This is a genomic window from Acinetobacter sp. 228 (genome assembly GCF_048147885.1).
The window spans coordinates 1-1,248 of the sequence record NZ_JAYWYV010000353.1 but is presented as its reverse complement, the minus strand read 5'-3'; the positions used below and the strand labels follow the sequence as shown (position 1 = coordinate 1,248).

1 protein-coding gene and 1 pseudogene are annotated in these 1,248 nt (G+C 31.8%); both read left to right on the top strand.

What is annotated here, in order from left to right:
• Positions 1 to 149 precede the first annotated feature (149 nt).
• Positions 150 to 614, top strand: coding sequence for a Cys-tRNA(Pro) deacylase (gene ybaK / locus VXQ92_RS18920; protein ID WP_000186519.1), 465 nt, complete (start codon positions 150 to 152; stop codon positions 612 to 614).
• Positions 615 to 986: 372 nt separating this feature from the next.
• Positions 987 to 1,248: pseudogene (locus tag VXQ92_RS18915) on the top strand (siderophore biosynthesis protein); the annotation flags it as partial.

Sequence of the window (1,248 nt, the reverse complement as noted above, 5' to 3'; positions counted from 1 at the left end):
GGAGTCATCTACTCAATATCAAGTTTAGATTGTTTTTTGTTCGGTGTTCGTTTGATTTTTCATGTAAATGATGTAAATAGCCTAAGCAAATTTTAAACTTTCCTTAAAATAAATATAATCAACATCATTTCATTAAAATTTAAACTCCTATGACTCCTGCATGTAGACTGTTAAAAAGTAACAAAATCGAATTTTCTATCCATGAGTATGAACATGACGCAAATGCTAAAAGTTTTGGCTTAGAAGCTGCGGAAAAATTAAACCTTAATGTAAATGAGGTGTTTAAAACACTTCTGGTTACCGATGAGAAAAATTATTTTGTTGCGGTTATACCAGTTAACCATCAACTCAATTTAAAAAAAGTAGCTACGGCAGTGGGGTGTAAAAAACTACAGATGGCAAATCCTAAAGATGCCGAACGTTTAACAGGGTACTTAGTGGGTGGAATTAGTCCTTTAGGCCAAAAGAAACGTTTGAAGACAGTAATTGATGCCTCTGCACAAGAGCTCAGCAAAATTTATGTAAGTGGCGGTAAGAGAGGGTTAGATATTGGTGTAAATCCTAAAGATTTAGCACAAATATTAACGGCGCAATTTGTAGACCTACTTGATTAAATTTATGAAAAGGTGACTACTTATTAATTTAAGCAGGAGTGGGTTGGCTCAAATCGGGTTTATAATGAAAACCTATTGTAAATGAGAATATTATCATTTAATACTATTGTTAAATTTAGTGAAGAAATTTACATTAAGTAATCACTCTTAGAATAAACATATTTAATTTCAAAAAGTTATTAAAAAAATAAAAATTATTCAGCATGTTGAATAATGAAATGATAATAATTATCATTAATATTATTCTTAGCCTTACATTGGCTGAGTAGAAAAATCATAAACTAAATATGATTAAGCAGTTGTTTTTAACAAATTGTTAAAAAGAAATTTTTTTAAAACAAAAGCTTAAGATTCTGAATAGGATGTAGTCAGATGCAAGAACTTGCCAACCGATTGGCGATACAAAATTTCGTCAACGCTTATATGCAAGAGACTGGCAAAGGATATTTACTTTCTTTTGACCAACAAAGTTCAACTCAACAAGCGTTTAGCTCTGGTTTGACGCTGTTAACTCTTCCTCTTCCTTCTAGACAAGCAGAATGTTCTGTACCTTTATCTTATGTAAGTCGTGTAGGACGCCATCGTCTCGCCGCTTTACCGAAAATGTGTATTGATGGTAAATGGCAAAAAATCA

Bases quoted from the DNA above. Each gene is read 5' to 3' on its own strand.
- ybaK (WP_000186519.1), top strand. From the start codon at position 150: ATGACTCCTGCATGTAGACTGTTAAAAAGTAACAAAATCGAATTTTCT.